The following is a 14,376-nucleotide window of genomic DNA, read 5'->3' on the forward strand; positions in this document are numbered from 1 at the left end:
GTACAGAAAGAGACGTTATGGCTTCAGCGCAAAGCGCAGCTGATGTTCCCGGCGTTGCTGGATGTACTCCTTGCGCGAATCATCCCAGCGATAGAATCCCTGACCACTGCGCAAACCGGTATCACCGTGGGCAACCTTGTCAGCGACAAGGGACATCATGTCACTGCCGGTGGCCAGTTCCGGTAGCAGGTGGCGACAAATGTCCTGCACGGTGGACAGCCCGGTCATATCAGCGGCTTCCAGCGGACCGACTATCGCATAGCGGCGTCCGAGTGAGGCTCGCATTACCTGATCCACTACCTCTGCGCTGGCAATGCCGCTCTTGACGATATGCAGCGCTTCACGCAGTAAGGCAAACTGCAGGCGGTTGCCGACAAAACCTGGCGCAGCACGGTCGAGTACCACAGCCTCAAGCTGCATCGAGACCAGCAGTTGTTGTAATTCGCTGAGATATTCTGTCCTGGTTGCCGAGCCAGGAACGATTTCAACTAAGGGAATAAAGTGCGGTGGGTGCCAGAAATGGGCGATCAGCAATCGCTCCGGGTGAATAAGGTTCTCTGCCAGGGTATCGGGCGGCAGGCCACTGGTGTTACTGGCAATAATGGCATCTGGTGCTATTAGTGCTTCCAGTTGCGCATACAACGCATGCTTGAGTTCAATCCGTTCAGGGATAGCCTCAATCAGTAATCCCGATGCGGCGATATCCTGTAGAGAGGTAGTTCCGTGCAACCGGCTGAGAACCTGCTCTTTGTCATCGGCGGGAAACTGGTCGGTCGCAATGAGCTCATCCAGTATGCCGTTGGCAACAGCGGTAATTTCATTAATCCTGCTGTTATCAGTATCGAAAAGCCAGACATCATGGGAAAAACGGGCGAAGTGGGTAGCGATGCCGACACCCATTAAACCGGCACCCAATACGCTGATGTGATTAGTCTGCATGCTGTGCTCCTGTCGGACGTTCAACCGTCAGCGCCACACCCTGACCACCGCCGACGCACAGCGTCGCCAGACCTTTGGTCGCATTGCGGCGAGTCATTTCGTGCAGAAGGGTTACCAGAATGCGGCACCCGGATGTGCCAATCGGGTGACCAAGCGCAATTGCGCCACCGTTGACGTTCACTTTGTTACTATTCCAGTTCAGGGATTCGCCGACTGCCAACGCCTGCGCGGCAAATGCTTCGTTGGCTTCGATAAGATCCACGTCATCCAGCGTCCAGCCTGCGCGTTTCAAACACTGCAACGATGCCTCGACCGGACCAATACCCATGATTGACGGATCAACGCCCGAAACGGCATAGCCAGTAACCCTGGCAAGAATCGGAAGGTTCAGTTGCGCGGCTTTGGCTGCACTCATCAGCATCACCGCCGCCGCACCGTCGTTTAAGGATGACGCATTGCCTGCCGTCACCGTGCCATTACCGGGACGAAAAGCCGGTTTAAGCTGCGCCAGTTTGTCGGCCTGGGTATTCGGGCGAGGCTGCTCATCGCTATCTACCAGACGCGGTGTGTTTTTTCCTTGCGGGACGCTGACCGGGGTAATTTCTGCGGTGAAACGACCAGCCTCGATAGCCGCCGCTGCTTTCTGCTGGGAGAGCAGGGCAAAGGCATCTTGCTGCTCACGGCTGATGGCAAATTTATCGGCCAGGTTTTCAGCAGTAATCCCCATGTGATAGTCATTGAACGCATCCCACAGTCCGTCATGCACCACGCTGTCTTTCAGGCTGGCATGGCCGAGACGTAAACCTGCACGAGCGCCATCGAGAAAATAAGGGGCATTACTCATGCTTTCCTGGCCTCCGGCGATCACGATTTCCGCATCGCCACAGCGTATGGCCTGTACAGCCTGATGTACCGCTTTCAAACCTGAGCCGCACAGCAGATTAATGGTTATCGCGGGCGTGGTAACCGGCAATCCGGCGCGTAACGCAGTCTGTCTGGCCGGATTCTGACCGCAACCTGCGGTCAGTACCTGGCCGAGGATAACTTCGTCAATCTGATCTGGTGCTACGCCGGTTTTCTCCAGCAGGGCACGAATGACGACGGTCCCTAGATCAACGGCAGAAAGCGGAGCCAGCGCGCCATGAAAACTGCCAATCGGCGTACGCGTTGCTGCGACAATAACAACATCCTGCATGGTCAGTTCCTCAGTTAAATTGCATTTCAGGCACGTGATCGGGGACGACCAGTTTGCCTGCGGTTCTGGCGACAATGTCGTCCACGCTGACGCCAGGGGCACGCTCGCGCAGAATGAAGGCGCCGTCAGCGATTTCCAGCAGAGCCAGGTCGGTCAGCACGCGTTTAATACAGGCAACGCCGGTCAGCGGCAGGGTACAGGCAGGAAGCAGCTTGGATTCGCCACTTTTGGAAGCATGCGTCATCACGACAATGATGTTTTCTGCGCCAGCCACCAGATCCATCGCGCCGCCCATGCCTTTCACCATTTTTCCGGGGATCATCCATGACGCGATATTGCCGTTGGTATCCACTTCAAATGCACCGAGCACCGTCAGGTCGACATGACCGCCGCGGATCATGGCGAAGGATTGCGCCGAGTCGAAAATCGCCGCGCCTTTACGCGCCGTAACAGTCTGTTTCCCGGCATTGATCATGTCGGCATCCAGTTCATCTTCGGTGGGAAACGGCCCCATCCCGAGCAGACCATTCTCCGATTGCAGCATCACGTCCATACCGTTGGGGATGTAATTCGCTACCAGGGTCGGAATACCAATACCCAAATTGACGTAATAGCCGTCGCGCAGCTCGCGGGCGACACGCATCGCCATTTGTTCACGCGTTAACATGGTCAGGCTCCTTTGTGCCGTAGGGTGCGTTGCTCAATGCGTTTTTCAAACTTGCCCTGAATAATGCGGTTAACAAAAATTCCGGGGGTGTGAATTGCCGCGGGATCCAGCTCTCCGGGAGGAACAATCTCTTCAACTTCGACGACCGTGATGCGCCCGGCAGCCGCCATCAACGGATTAAAATTCTGTGCGGTATGGCGGTATATAACGTTGCCGTACCAGTCGGCTTTCCAGCCTTTTACCAGCGCGAAATCTCCGGTTATCGCCTGTTCCATGATGTACGGACGTCCGGCAAACTCGCGAACTTCTTTACCTTCAGCCACGGGAGTACCGTATCCGGTTGCGGTGAAGAAAGCCGGGATCCCCGCGCCGCCCGCGCGCAACTGCTCTGCCAGCGTGCCCTGTGGCGTCAGAATCGCTTCCAGCTCACCGCTGAGTACCTGCTTCTCAAACAGCGCATTTTCACCAACGTAGGAAGCCACCACTTTGCGTACCTGGCGGGTTTCGAGCAGTACGCCGAGGCCAAAACCATCTACGCCACAGTTGTTAGACACGACCGTGAGTCCCTGAACCTCCCGACGACGAACTTCAGCGATCAGATTCTCGGGAATACCACATAAGCCAAACCCGCCAGCCAGCAGCGTCATGTTATCGGTCAGTCCTTCCAGCGCCTCTTGCCAGGTGGCGACCCGTTTATCCAGTCCAGCCATACACTTGCCCCTCCAGTTGTCCTTGCCGACATCATTGGGGGTGAAAAATGATTTGTTAATTTTAAATTTGTGACTCACTCATTGGGTTTTTTTATCAATTTAATGTTAATTAAAGGTATTCAACAAGTTAAGGGAATGAGAAATGAGAATGAGCATCAAACAGTTACGCGCGTTTTTAGCGGTAGCTCACACTCTGAATTTTGCTCATGCCAGCGAACGGCTGAATATGTCACAGCCAGCGTTAAGTCTGGCGATTAAAGGACTGGAGGATTCGCTGGGAGGAGCTTTACTGCTGAGAACTACCCGTAAAGTGACCCTGACGCAGGAGGGAGAAACACTACTGACGATGGGGCGGCAACTGCTTGCAGACTGGGAAAATACGGAAGAAGCGATGCGTCAGCGCTTTACGCTGCAACGTGGCAAAATTTCTATTGCGGCAATGCCATCGTTTGCCACTAATGTGCTGCCACCGGTACTCAAAACCTTTCGTGACTGTTATGGCGGTATCAATGTGACGGTTCACGATGTTATTAACGAGCAGGTCATCGAAATGGTGAGTGAAGGGCGGGTGGAAATGGGGATCGCCTTCGAACCGGACTATTCAGGTCACCTCCATTTCACGCCGCTCGGTATGGACAGGTTTATCGCTATTGTGCCTCCGACGTGTCGACTCGCAGGCCGGGAGCGAATTACATGGAAGGAACTGCTGACGCTGGATTTCATTACACTGCAACGACCTTCAGCCGTACGTCTGATGCTGGAAGAACAACTGGTACAAAGTGGTCATTCGCTGGAGGTTGCACTGGAAAGCCATCAACTGGTGACCATCGGACGACTGGTGGCGAACGGACTAGGCGGCAGCGCAGTACCCGCGCTCTGCCGCACGCAGATGACCGAACTTGGCGCAACCTGTATTGAGCTGGACAGCCCGGTTATACAACGACGCATCGGCATCCTTCGCTCTGCGCATCATAAATTGTCGACAGCTTCCGAGGTGTTAGTGGACTCGCTGAAAAAAGCGTACCGTGCCTGATGTTGTTGTCAGGCATGATACGCGTGGTGGATCTTATGTGGCCCGCCAGCAGCGGACTTCACTTCCGCTTTCACTTTTGAGCAATGACTGCTTCTGTTCACACCCGCTGGTTGCAAGCGGGCACCGGTCGCGGAAATAACATCCCTGGGGTAAGGTACGATTTCCCGGCAGTTCGGTTTTACGTAATAGCAAATCTTCTGCCAGTGGCGCGCCCGTTTTAGGAACTGAATCCAGCAATAAACGGGTGTAAGGGTGGGCCGGATGCGTCAAAACCTGCTGCGCGTCGCCCAGTTCGACAATTTGCCCAAGGTACATTACCGCTACCCGGTCGCTCATATGCCGGATAACTGACACGTTATGTGATATCAGCACAAAGGTCAGCTTTCTGCGCGCCTGTAAGGATACCAGCAGGTTAAGAATTTGTGCTTGTACGGAGATATCCAGCGCCGAGGTGGGTTCATCGAGCACGATCACATCCGGCTTTGATGATAATGCCCTGGCAATGGCAATACGCTGACGCTGTCCACCGGAAAACGCGTGGGGCAGACGGTCCAGATATTCAGGACGGATGCCAACCTGCTGGGCTAAATCTTCGGCAAGCGCGCGACGTTCTCGTTCGGGACTACGTTTCTGGATCCATACCGGTTCAGTAATGATTCGCCAGACGGGCAGGCGAGGATCCAGCGACGAAAGCGGGTCCTGAAACACCATTTGCATACCGCTGCTTGCGCCAGTTTGTTGCTCCTCGCTGCGGATATACTGCCCCTGAGTCGGCTTGAGCATACCCATTAACAACTGCGCCAGAGTGCTTTTCCCACAGCCTGATTCGCCGACAATACCCAGCGTTTCACCCTGACGGATCTGTAAGTCCATACCGTTGAGCGCATGCACGCGTTCAGTCACCTTACCAAGCCAGTTTTTACGGGCGGGAAAGTTGACATGGACATCCTGTAGTGCCAGTAAAATGTCAGACATGCGTTGCCTCCAGTTGCGGATACCAGCAGGCGGATTGCTGATCTGATAGCCCCTGACTGCGTAACGCAGGGTTCTCATCACACCGTGATCCCGCAGCAAAACAGCGCTCACGGAATGCACATCCTGCGGGTAAACAGGTCAGGTTTGGTACCGTCCCCGGAATAGCGGGTAACAGGGTGCGTGGTTGGCCGTGTTCCGGCGCACATTTCAGCAGACCAATGGAGTAGGGATGTGTTGGATGCTGAATGACGGTTTGCGTCGGGCCGCTTTCGATGACACTTCCGGCGTACATGACGTACAACCTGTCGCACAGTTGCGATACCACCGCCATATCATGGCTGATAAACAGCACAGCCGTGCCGCTGGCCCGCGCTTTATGCCTGAGCAAACGCAGCACTTGCAGTTGTACCGTCACATCCAGCGCCGTCGTTGGTTCATCAGCGATAATCAGATCCGGTTCGCAGGAAAAGGCCAGCGCAATCATCACGCGCTGGCGCATTCCACCGGACAGCTCAAACGGGAAGCGCGACATCACTTCAGGGGCGTCCGGGATTTGCATTTCCTCCAGTAAAGCGATGGCTTTCTGGCGGGCATCACCACGACTGACTGATTGATGATGACGGATCACTTCCACCATTTGCTGGCCGATACGCCGGGTCGGATTCAGCGCCGTCATTGGCTCCTGGAAAATCATCGCCACGCGCTCACCACGCCATTTACGCATTTGCTTCTCAGTGGCGTTCAGAACATCTTCACCGAGCAGCGACACGCGTCCCTGATGAATTCGATAACTTCCCTCCGGCAGCAGGCGCATGGCGAGCATGGCTGTCACTGATTTACCAGAGCCGGACTCACCGACCACGCCGACAATCTCCCCGCGGTTGATATGTAGCGAGACATGGTTTAGTGCATGAACGTCTGCTTTATAACCGGGGAAGCTCAGGTGTAAATTCTCAATTTCCAGTACAGGCCGTGTCATGACTGTTTTCCTCCGGCTTTCGGGTCCAGCAGATCGCGGATACCGTCGCCAAAGAGATTAAAACCGACGGCAGTAATCAATATGGCGGCTCCGGGGAATGCGCAATACCACCATTGATCAAGTACATAGTTGCGACCTATCGCCACCATCGCCCCCCATTCTGCACTGGGCTGTTGCGCCCCCAAACCGATAAACCCAAGCGTGGCAGCCATCAGGATCGCACTACCTATGTCCAGCGACGCCTGCACGATAAGGGGCGGCAGCGAATTGCGTAATATATGCCAGCTAATCAGATGCCAGCGTGATGCGCCGTAAGTGCGGGCGGCCTGCACATAAGTAAACTGGCGAACCACCAACGTTTGCCCACGGGCCAGTCGGACATAGAAAGGAATACGTACAATCGCAATTGCCAGCATCGCGTTAAACAGGCTGGGTCCCAGGGCGGCGGCCAGCGCCATCGTCAGCACCAGCGAAGGGATCGACAGCATGACATCCATGATGCGCATGATAATCGCATCAGCACGTCCACCCATCACACCCGACAGGCAGCCAACCAGCGAACCAACGCCTCCGGCAATACCCACCACGACCAGTCCGGCGACGATCGATTGCTGGCTTCCCACCAGTACGCGACTAAACAAATCACGGCCCACCTCATCGGTACCAAACCAGTGTGCTGCAGACGGGGGAAGCAGACGTGCAGTCAGGTCGATTGCATTGGGATCGTGAGGCGTGATCCACGGCGACAACACCATCATCAGCAGCATCAACACAATGATCGCGCCACCAATCAGCGTTAGCGGACTGCTTTTCATCATCCAGAACAGTTTTGCCCAGTCAACGCGCTGGCGCGCTGGCGGGGATGGGGCTGGTGTTTCTTGCGTAAGCATCATTCAGCGCCTCCTCGTCCGATTCGCGGATCAATCCACAAATACAGTAAATCCACCACCAGATTCACCAGTACGTAAGCCAAAGAAACCACAACGGCAAATCCCATTACCGCCGGGAAATCAAGCGCCTGAATAGAGGTCACCACCCAGGCCCCCATTCCCGGCCACGCAAAAACCGTTTCGGTTAGTACTGCGCCGTAGAGCAGATCGCCCAGCGCGAGGCCAAGAACGGTTATTGATGGAATAAGCGCATTGGGCAGTGCATAACACAAAATGATGTACCAGCCCGGTAAACCACTGGCGCGGGCGGTGCGAATATAATCTTCGCTAAGTTGTTCCAGCATGGCTGAGCGAATCTGACGGGCGACAATCCCCAGATGTACAAAAGCCAGCGTCAGAGACGGCAGGATCAGGTGCTGGAGAGCATTGAAAAAGACCTCGCCATTACCTTCGAGAAGTGCGTCTATCAGGTAGAACCCGGTAACGTGTGTGGGGGGATCCAGCCAGTCATCCAGTCGTCCGCCACCGGGCAAAATCTGCAGATGGCCGTAAAACAGTACGATGACGCCCAGACCCAACCAGAACGCGGGTGTTGATATGCCGGTGATAGCCATCAGGCGTACGATATGGTCGAGCCAGCGGTTACGCCAGACAGCAGATAAAATGCCCAGCGGGATGCCAATAATGAGCGCCAGCAGCAGAGAGCAGAAAGCCAGCTCAAGCGTGGCGGGGAAAAAGACGCGCAGTTCATCCATTACCGGACGCCCGGTACGGATAGATGTCCCTAAATCCCCCTGAAAAATATCGCTGACGTAGCGAAAAAATTGTACATACAGCGGCTGATTCAACCCTAATTGCTGGCGAATATTTTCGACAATTTCATCGCTGGCGCGATCGCCTGCCAGCAGCCGCGCGGGGTCACCTGGGATCAGGTGCGAAATAATAAAAGTGATCACACAAACACCGGCGACCACCAGGATAAGTCCCCAGCAGCGCTGGCGTAAAATGCTCCAGAAAGTCATTGGCTTCCCCTTGCGGAGCCAATTTGGCTCCGCATAAACGTGGCTTATTTGCTCATGGTGGAGATATTGAAGACCTGTTCCAGCATGGGGTTGAATACAAATCCTTTGACGTCTTTGTTCATCGCCAGTTGGTAGTTTTTCTGGAATAAATAGACGTAGGCAGCTTCATCAATAACGATGTTTTGCGCCTGCTGATAATCCTTCGTTCTGGCGACCTGATCGGTGGTTGCCAGCGCACTCTGGAGCAGCTTATCGACCTCGCTGTTTTCATAGAATGAACGGTTGCCCGGTAAACCTTTCTTATCTGACTCAAACCAGTAGTTCATGAACATGTACGGATCAGCGAAGTCCGGGCTCCAGTTGCCGATAGCAATGTCGTAATCTCCTTTGCCTACACGGTCACGCATGGTGGCATTCGCCAGCTTTTCCAGCTTCACTTTTATACCCAGCTTGCCGAGGCTGGCTTGTGTGGCGAGGGCAATTGGCTCCCAGTTAGGGTCATTATCAGAGTAGAGAAAACTCAGACTGTCGGGCTTCGTCGCAACTTTATCCCACTCGGCTTTTGCTTTGGCTTCGTCAAAATTGTACTGCATCGCCTTTTCATCAAAGCCCCACATGCCTTCGGGGATCGGGCCGCGCATCTGTTTACCGTTGCCGCTCAAAATGCCTTTCACCATGCCCTTATAATCAGTTGACCAGGAGATAGCACGGCGCAAGTCCACCTGATTGAGCGGCGCTTTACTGTTGTTCAGATACAGATAGGTGACACGCAGAGAAGGGTAATCCGCCACGTTGACCTTTCCTTCCTGTTTTAAGGCGGAAAGCTGGTCAACGGGCAACGCATCGGCAATGTCGATATCGCCGCGCGACAATTGCAACCGGCGGGAAGCGCTCTCACCGATGATTTTTACTGATACGCGTTTAAACGCTGGCTTGGGACCCGGATAGTGGGGATTCGGAACCAGTACCAGTTGCTGCCCTTTTTGCCAGCTCTTCAACATGAAGGGACCGGAACCCGCTGTGTTTTGCGCCAGGAACCCACGGGCATCATCAGCGGCGTGCTCTTTTAAGATAACCGGGTTGATAATCGACGCGCCGTCATTCGCCAGCGTATAGAGGAATGGCGCGAACGGCTGGCTGAGGATAAATTTCACCGTACTGGCATCAATGGCTTCAATCTTCAGATCTTTCGGGAATGCCTCAGCAGGTCCCTGACCAATTTTGAGTAAACGCTCAAAGGATTGCTTCACCGCCTCAGCCGTAACGGGAGTGCCGTCGGCAAATTTAGCGTCATTTTTCAGGGTAAACGTCCACTCTTTATGATCGTCAGATGCTTTCCAGTTGCTGGCCAAATCACCTTCAACCTCTGTGGAACCTTTGCCACCTGCTGTTTTGTACTGGACCAGACGCTGATAAGAGGGATAGGTGACCGTCCAGTCGTTGTTATCTATCGTCACGGCAGGATCCAGCGTTTGTGGGTCGGCTGCTTTACCAATGACCAGCATGTCCTTAGGTACGGCGGCCTGGGCGGTGGGCAAGGCCACCGACAGTGCGACGGCAATCAGAGCGGGGCGAAAAAACGATCTCAATGCAGGTGTAGTCTTCATAACCAGGCTCCAGAATCAAAGGGGATGTTGTGTTGTTATTTGTGGGGCAGTAAAACAGGAAAAATAATCATCAAGCAGCGGATAGCGTGCTGCATTGGGCAATTCAAAATGCCACCACTCGCTGCTTATCCCGACAAAACCGCCGCCAGACATAATGGCGTTGAGCAACAGTCGGTTACGCTGCGCTTTCGGGGGCACAGAAGGATGCCAGGCATGGGAACGATCGTGCATTTCATCAAAACCAGCTCCCATATCGAGGACATTGCCGCGTTCATCCATCAGCGTGACGTCGATGGCCGTTCCACGGCTATGATTGGAACCAATCGCCACGTCCACGACATATTGAGGATCGGGACAGGCATTCCACAGTAGCGCCTGAGCCTGCTGCGGGCGATACGCGTCGTATACCACCAGGGATAACCCCGCCAGTTGCGCAATGCTGATGCTTTTGGCCAGCCCAGCGACCGCATCGCTGTGTAACAGGCAACGCGCTTCCCGATAGATAGGCGCGCCGGTAATGTTATCGGTCGTGGCATATTTGAGATCGATATGCAGTGACGGGAATATCACTGACAGATCGACCAGTTCTGGGGTCTCTGACATAGCACGGTTCCTGTTTATTGTTCGAATTGACCAAATTGTTGTTGTAACTGACGATTGGCTTGCAGGCGCTCCGCCAGGGAGTCGCCCAGTTGCGCCACCACTGCGGAGAGTAATAAGTTGAACAGACAACTTACCGGGGCAAGGGAATCCCAGAAGTGTCCGGTGTCGGTTTTTACCTGTATTAAATCAATGGCATAGTCTCTGGCCCAGGGGCACCAGACATCGGTTATTAGTGCGATCGGGATGCCGCGTTCGCTGGCTACCCGGCAATATTGTCGCGACATTGCGGCGTAGGCACGCGTATCGGTTATCACCACATAAGGCCGTTTGAACCCTGAATTCAGCGACTCAACCCAACTTCCGGAAAGCCCTTCGGAGTAACTCACTTTTGGGCGCAGGTATTCCAGATGACTAAAAAAGGCATTGGCGATCCCTCTGGTGGACTGGATCCCGAGGATATACACGGCTTCTGCGTGGGCCAGTTGCTGTGCAATGCGTAAAAATGTTTCGCTTTGCGCCAACTGGTAAACATGGGTAATGGCGTCAATCTCAAGCAGCAGCGACTGATGTACGCGATCGGGAAGGCTTTGCTGTTGATGCCAGGAATCCAGGCGTTCATTCATTCCCCAGGGTTGATAGGGGATTAGTGGCAACTCTCGTAGACTGGTTTTGGCATCTTCCAGGTTGCGAAAACCCAGTTTGCGTAGATAGCGACCTACGGTGATGCCGCTGGTTCCTGTCGCTTTTGCGATACCATCAGCCGTCTCAAAAGGGATCTGTGCTGCGTGCGCTAACAGCCAGCCGGCAACGCGCTTTTCACTGGGCGTTAGCTGACTAAACGTCTGTTCAATACGGGCAAATAACTCAGGTTTTGATGTCATCACCGTCTCGCTGTTAGTTGTTTGTCAGATGCTGTTTCGTTGTTACTTGATTAACAATGCAGGATGCGTGCCATGTCAGCGACAACGGTACGCTGCGTTTTTTTGTTAAAAAACACTTATATTTATTAACCAATGATCAACATTTGTGCAGCGTAGTTCAGTTTTGGTGCAAAGGCAGGGGAAGTGGGGGATCAATCTGTTGATTTCGTCGGAACGATCACATTGTGCGCAACATTTTCCTCCAGACATCAGAATTAGTAATGTGAAATATAAATTTCAGCCATATCAATGATGACCATCTTTATTCTTCTAACGGTAGGGGTATTATTTTTTTGCGAACTACATTAACGGTTTAAAGCGCAAGTGTAGATATTATCTATATTATAAATGGAGTACTACAATGAATAAATTCTCCCTTTCTACAGCAGGTGTTCTGGTCGCAGCGCTGTTAACCAGTGTAAGCGTCAATGCAGCAACTGATAACGCTAAAACTGAAGTGACTCCGAAAGGCATGAGCTGCCAGGAGTTTATTGATTTGAACCCGCAAACTATGGCTCCGGTTGCCTTCTGGGTACTGAATGAAGATGAAGACTTCAAAGGCGGTGACTTCGTCGACTATAACGAGACTATCACCACTGCGGTGCCTCTGACCGTTGAACTTTGCAAAAAACATCCGCAAAGTGAATTAAGCAAAATAAAAGAAGAAATCAAAAAAGAATTATCTAAATAAGATTAAGCATGTATTAAAGCCCAGCCAAAGTGCTGGGTTTTGCTATTCGTGACAACGTCACTAATTTGTTTTGTAATACTTAAGAAAACTTTATAAAGATATAAACTCCTGTGCCGATACTGGGTAAAAGTTAGCCTTTTACAGAAGGAGTTTGTATGGCCTGGTATCCTACTCGTATTTCAACGCGCTTAACCATTGGTGGCATTCTGCTGCTTGCAGTTACCACTCTGGTTATTGTTGCGATTATGCTCTGGCGCGGTCAGCCGCGCGTCGTTGAAATCAACACCGACCTGATCGAAGAAACGGGGCAAGGTTTAACCCGTCAATTGAGTACCGTTCTCTCTCGTATCGAGGGCGAAACCGTCAGTCTGTCACGGCTGGCTGAAGTTCTGCCCAACGATGAATCTTTGTATCAACGTGTCGTACCGCACCTGATTGGTGAAGATAACAATTCTATTATTACCGGCGGTGGGATTTGGCCAGAACCTGATGCGTTTACCGCTGGCGTGGAGAAGCGTAGCTTTTTCTGGGCGCGAAACGCTGAGGGTAAACTGGATTTTTCCAATGATTATAATGCAGAAGGATCTGCTGGTTATCACAATGAAAGCTGGTACCAACATGCGAAAGGCCATTCGCAAAACAGTTGCCTGTGGTCTGATGTTTATCAGGATTCAAGTTCTGGTGTAAATATGGTGACCTGTAGTATCCCGTACCAACTGTCGGGCAAGTTCGCCGGGGTGGCTACCACCGATATTCGTCTGGATAACGTCGCCACGTTTATGCAACAGCAGGGAAATAGCACTGGCGGTTATGCGTTCGTGGTGGATAAGCAAGGTCAGATCCTCTACTTCCCACAAGCTGATAATTCGAAATTTAAAACTTTCAGCGAGCTGGCGCGCAGTGCGGAATGGCTCGCGCCGGTGGAAAATGGTCTGAAGTCACTTCGCGCGGCTGACGGCGTGAAGACCATTACGCTTGAAAACGATAACGTGCTGAATACGCCATCACAGGTGATGCTGTTTCCAATGGCAGATACCGGTTGGGTTGTCGGTCTGGTGACGCCGGAATCACGTATTGTTGGTTTAGCCAAAGTGATGATGCAGGACGTGCTGGAGGTATTGATCCCTGTTATGACGATCCTGTTGGCAGGATCCTGGCTGGTGGTTCGCAGGCTGATCTCGCGTCTGGATGATACCCGCCGTGCGCTTGATGACATTGCACAAGGGGAAGGTGATCTGACCCGCCGACTGGATGTTCGCGGTAAAGATGAGATATCGGCTATCGCAGAGGCGTTTAATCTGTTTGTTGATAAAATTTCAGCCATCCTGATCACCGTCAGAAGCAGTAGCGTGGTGGTGGCAAATAATGCGGTCAGCCTCGCGGACAGCAATATGGAACTCTCTTCACGCGTGACGCAGCAGGCTGCGGCACTGGAAGAAAGCTCTGCCGCGATGGAACAACTTAATGCGACCGTTCATCAAAATGCGAGCAACACACAACTGGCTGATGAGTTATCTGATAGCACCGCGCAAACGGCTAACCGCTGCGGAGATGTCATGCAGGGAGTTATCTCTACTATGGATAATGTCAGCAACTCTTCAGGACGAATGGTGGAAATTGTCGCGGTCATCGACAGTATTGCATTCCAGACAAACATTCTTGCTTTGAATGCCGCAGTCGAGGCAGCCCGGGCAGGCGATGCGGGCAGAGGATTTGCCGTTGTTGCATCGGAAGTTCGCACGCTGGCGCAGCGCAGCGCGACAGCCGCCCAGGAGATTAAGGCGTTGATTGATGAGTCGGTTTCTCATGTTGGCAGCGGTAGTCAGCAAATCCATAATGCCGGTGAGCGTCTGGAAGAACTGGTCAATAATGTACGTCAGGTGCGGCAATTGATGGGTGAAATTCGTGTCGCAGGCGAAGAGCAGCGAAAAGGGGTTTCCGAAGTCACGCTCGCCGTTACCGAAATGGACAGCACCGTCCAGCAAAACGCATCGTTGATTGATGATGCTGCCGCACGAACTCAGGTACTGAAAGAAGAGGCGGAACAGCTGGCCACGCTGGTTTCTTCGTTCAGATTGCCCGAGCCGGTAATTGCCTGATAACGACAATAAGAACGCTCTTTCGAGGGCGTTTTTATTTTATGGC

14 protein-coding genes are annotated in these 14,376 nt (G+C 53.0%); 3 read left to right on the plus strand and 11 right to left on the minus strand.

Features of this window, described 5'->3' with window-relative positions; translation table 11 throughout:
* Positions 1-15: 15 nt before the first annotated feature.
* Genes OGY01_RS07280 through OGY01_RS07295 form a run of 4 tightly spaced genes read right to left on the minus strand, consistent with a single transcriptional unit; the run spans position 16 to position 3,511 of the window.
* Positions 16-939, minus strand: coding sequence for a 3-hydroxyacyl-CoA dehydrogenase family protein (locus OGY01_RS07280; protein WP_286492730.1), 924 nt, complete (start codon positions 937-939; stop codon positions 16-18).
* A complete protein-coding gene (locus OGY01_RS07285; RefSeq protein WP_286492731.1) occupies positions 929-2,134 on the minus strand; it encodes an acetyl-CoA C-acetyltransferase in 1,206 nt (401 codons plus the stop codon). The genes OGY01_RS07280 and OGY01_RS07285 overlap by 11 nt, the downstream gene beginning before the upstream one ends.
* 10 nt (positions 2,135-2,144) lie before the next feature.
* The gene (locus OGY01_RS07290) at positions 2,145-2,801 is read right to left on the minus strand and encodes a CoA transferase subunit B (RefSeq protein ID WP_286492733.1); all 657 of its coding nucleotides are present in this window, start codon (positions 2,799-2,801) and stop codon (positions 2,145-2,147) included.
* A 2-nt stretch (positions 2,802-2,803) separates the two neighbouring features.
* Positions 2,804-3,511, minus strand: a complete 708-nt coding sequence (locus OGY01_RS07295) for a CoA transferase subunit A (RefSeq protein WP_048221441.1) — start codon at positions 3,509-3,511, stop codon at positions 2,804-2,806.
* A gap of 142 nt (positions 3,512-3,653) precedes the next feature.
* On the opposite strand from OGY01_RS07295, the gene OGY01_RS07300 reads away from it, so the two are divergent.
* On the plus strand, positions 3,654-4,544 hold the full coding sequence (locus OGY01_RS07300) for a LysR family transcriptional regulator (RefSeq protein ID WP_045442929.1): 891 nt from the start codon (positions 3,654-3,656) through the stop codon (positions 4,542-4,544).
* Between the two features lie 33 nt (positions 4,545-4,577).
* Here the strand turns inward: OGY01_RS07300 and OGY01_RS07305 are convergent, their stop codons facing one another.
* Genes OGY01_RS07305 through OGY01_RS07335 form a run of 7 tightly spaced genes read right to left on the minus strand, consistent with a single transcriptional unit; the run spans position 4,578 to position 11,501 of the window.
* Entirely contained in the window at positions 4,578-5,519 is a 942-nt protein-coding gene (locus OGY01_RS07305) for an oligopeptide/dipeptide ABC transporter ATP-binding protein (protein ID WP_045442926.1), read from the minus strand.
* On the minus strand, positions 5,512-6,498 hold the full coding sequence (locus OGY01_RS07310) for an ABC transporter ATP-binding protein (RefSeq protein ID WP_045442923.1): 987 nt from the start codon (positions 6,496-6,498) through the stop codon (positions 5,512-5,514). Before OGY01_RS07310 ends, OGY01_RS07305 begins: the two co-directional genes overlap by 8 nt.
* Positions 6,495-7,391 (minus strand): D,D-dipeptide ABC transporter permease, encoded by an 897-nt coding sequence (gene ddpC / locus OGY01_RS07315; RefSeq protein ID WP_045442920.1) that lies wholly within the window; start codon positions 7,389-7,391, stop codon positions 6,495-6,497. The genes OGY01_RS07310 and ddpC overlap by 4 nt, the downstream gene beginning before the upstream one ends.
* Positions 7,388-8,410 (minus strand): ABC transporter permease, encoded by a 1,023-nt coding sequence (locus tag OGY01_RS07320; RefSeq protein WP_048221443.1) that lies wholly within the window; start codon positions 8,408-8,410, stop codon positions 7,388-7,390. The genes ddpC and OGY01_RS07320 overlap by 4 nt, the downstream gene beginning before the upstream one ends.
* Before the next feature lie 44 nt (positions 8,411-8,454).
* The gene (locus tag OGY01_RS07325) at positions 8,455-10,017 is read right to left on the minus strand and encodes an ABC transporter substrate-binding protein (RefSeq protein ID WP_284096813.1); all 1,563 of its coding nucleotides are present in this window, start codon (positions 10,015-10,017) and stop codon (positions 8,455-8,457) included.
* A gap of 15 nt (positions 10,018-10,032) precedes the next feature.
* Positions 10,033-10,620 carry a D-alanyl-D-alanine dipeptidase gene (gene ddpX / locus OGY01_RS07330; RefSeq protein WP_045442911.1) on the minus strand — a complete coding sequence of 196 codons (588 nt, stop codon included), beginning with the start codon at positions 10,618-10,620 and terminating at the stop codon, positions 10,033-10,035.
* 14 nt (positions 10,621-10,634) lie between these two features.
* Positions 10,635-11,501: a MurR/RpiR family transcriptional regulator gene (locus tag OGY01_RS07335; protein ID WP_045442908.1), complete on the minus strand. Its 867-nt coding sequence runs from the start codon at positions 11,499-11,501 to the stop codon at positions 10,635-10,637.
* A gap of 400 nt (positions 11,502-11,901) precedes the next feature.
* Here OGY01_RS07335 and hdeB point away from each other — a divergent pair, with 400 nt between their 5' ends.
* Both hdeB and OGY01_RS07345 read left to right on the plus strand, forming a co-directional pair.
* Complete coding sequence (gene hdeB / locus OGY01_RS07340) at positions 11,902-12,231, plus strand: acid-activated periplasmic chaperone HdeB (RefSeq protein WP_045442905.1); 330 nt, start codon at positions 11,902-11,904, stop codon at positions 12,229-12,231.
* Between the two features lie 155 nt (positions 12,232-12,386).
* Positions 12,387-14,330 carry a methyl-accepting chemotaxis protein gene (locus OGY01_RS07345; protein WP_286492735.1) on the plus strand — a complete coding sequence of 648 codons (1,944 nt, stop codon included), beginning with the start codon at positions 12,387-12,389 and terminating at the stop codon, positions 14,328-14,330.
* The last annotated feature ends 46 nt before the right edge of the window (positions 14,331-14,376 follow it).

The sequence above is a fragment of the Citrobacter sp. Cm038 genome (assembly GCF_030333105.1).
Taxonomy (GTDB): domain Bacteria; phylum Pseudomonadota; class Gammaproteobacteria; order Enterobacterales; family Enterobacteriaceae; genus Citrobacter; species Citrobacter murliniae.

Coding starts and splice junctions, on each gene's coding strand:
- OGY01_RS07295 (WP_048221441.1), bottom strand. CDS start 3,511: ATGGCTGGACTGGATAAACGGGTCGCCACCTGGCAAGAGGCGCTGGAA.
- OGY01_RS07310 (WP_045442923.1), bottom strand. CDS start 6,498: ATGACACGGCCTGTACTGGAAATTGAGAATTTACACCTGAGCTTCCCC.
- OGY01_RS07325 (WP_284096813.1), bottom strand. CDS start 10,017: ATGAAGACTACACCTGCATTGAGATCGTTTTTTCGCCCCGCTCTGATT.
- OGY01_RS07285 (WP_286492731.1), bottom strand. CDS start 2,134: ATGCAGGATGTTGTTATTGTCGCAGCAACGCGTACGCCGATTGGCAGT.
- hdeB (WP_045442905.1), top strand. CDS start 11,902: ATGAATAAATTCTCCCTTTCTACAGCAGGTGTTCTGGTCGCAGCGCTG.
- OGY01_RS07280 (WP_286492730.1), bottom strand. CDS start 939: ATGCAGACTAATCACATCAGCGTATTGGGTGCCGGTTTAATGGGTGTC.
- OGY01_RS07305 (WP_045442926.1), bottom strand. CDS start 5,519: ATGTCTGACATTTTACTGGCACTACAGGATGTCCATGTCAACTTTCCC.
- OGY01_RS07335 (WP_045442908.1), bottom strand. CDS start 11,501: ATGACATCAAAACCTGAGTTATTTGCCCGTATTGAACAGACGTTTAGT.
- ddpC (WP_045442920.1), bottom strand. CDS start 7,391: ATGATGCTTACGCAAGAAACACCAGCCCCATCCCCGCCAGCGCGCCAG.
- ddpX (WP_045442911.1), bottom strand. CDS start 10,620: ATGTCAGAGACCCCAGAACTGGTCGATCTGTCAGTGATATTCCCGTCA.
- OGY01_RS07320 (WP_048221443.1), bottom strand. CDS start 8,410: ATGACTTTCTGGAGCATTTTACGCCAGCGCTGCTGGGGACTTATCCTG.
- OGY01_RS07290 (WP_286492733.1), bottom strand. CDS start 2,801: ATGTTAACGCGTGAACAAATGGCGATGCGTGTCGCCCGCGAGCTGCGC.
- OGY01_RS07345 (WP_286492735.1), top strand. CDS start 12,387: ATGGCCTGGTATCCTACTCGTATTTCAACGCGCTTAACCATTGGTGGC.
- OGY01_RS07300 (WP_045442929.1), top strand. CDS start 3,654: ATGAGAATGAGCATCAAACAGTTACGCGCGTTTTTAGCGGTAGCTCAC.